Below are 1,214 nucleotides of genomic sequence, written 5' to 3'. Positions count from 1 at the left end.
CATGCCTGCATTTAGTCAAGAAGAATATCGCGCGCGCGTGACCCGGCTGCGCCGGCAGATGGCCGAGCGTGGCATCGACGTACTGCTTGTCTTGGATGAAGGGAATATAAACTATCTCACGGGCTACGAGGGCTTTTCAGACTACGTGCCACAACTCGCTCTTGTATGTCAGGAAGAGGAGCAGCCATGGCTTTTATTGCGTGAGATGGACATTGTATGTGCAGAGGCCAGTTCGTACCTGCCGCAATCACGCCTCATCAGCTACCCGGAGAAATACATCGGTTCGAGTCAGCTCACGGCATGGCAACCCATTGCTGACCTTGTCCGCGAGCGCAGCAAGTCGAGCCGTATTGGGGTCGAACTGTCAGGGAAGATGCTTGGGGTGAAGGGCCATGCCGCCTTGAGCAAGAGTTTAGGCGTTGCGGAATTCATCGATGCCGACGGTGTGGTGTCCGCGCTGAAGACGATAAAATCACCTGCTGAGATCACTTATATGGAGCAAGCGGGAAAGATTGTCGATAGAGCTATGCAAATCGGTAGGCATTCAATCTCTGTTGGCGCTCGACAATGCGACGTAGGCGCCGCCGTATCACAAGCGCTGATGGCTGGCACTCCGGAAATTCCGGGCTCATACGCCCGCCACCCTATCTCCATGAACGTAGGTTCCCCTGCGAACGCGGTGCATGCGGCATGGACTGACGAACAGTACAAGATGGGCTGCCAAACGAATTTCGAGATCGGCGCCTTCCGTCGCCGATATGTCACCGCGTTGGCGCGAACGATATTTTTGGGAGAACCAACCGCTAGATCGCGGTACGTCCATCAGGCGTGCCTTGATGGTTTCCTCGCTGCCTTTGACGCTATACGGCCTGGAGTGAAGTGCAACGATGTGGAACGAGCTTTTCGACGCGAATTTGGACCTCGGGGCGTGCGAAAAGAATCCAGAATCGGATACTCGATAGGCATCGATTGGGCGTCGGGCAACCCGAGCTTCCAAGAAAGCGATGAGACGGTTCTCCAGGCCAACATGACCATGCACCTCATCATTGGCATCTTTGAAAGGACTGATGGTTATATCTTCAGTGAAACCATTCGTGTCACCGATGATGGCGCGAAGTCCTTCAGCAATATGCCGCGCGACCTGCTGGTAAATCATTGACGTGTTGCGAAATCGGCAGTGTGATGCGCTGTGGCGGCTTTCCAAGGGAGGCTAA

At 54.7% G+C, this 1,214-nt stretch carries 1 protein-coding gene; it reads left to right on the top strand.

What is annotated here, in order from left to right; all coding sequences use genetic code 11:
* A partial coding sequence (locus AC0L2X_RS32375) for a M24 family metallopeptidase (protein ID WP_473601204.1) occupies positions 1–1,159 on the top strand: 1,159 nt, incomplete at its 5' end.
* Positions 1,160–1,214 lie beyond the last annotated feature (55 nt).

This window comes from Mesorhizobium sp. WSM4828 (genome assembly GCF_055811175.1).
This window is presented reverse-complemented; position numbering and strand designations above follow the sequence as displayed.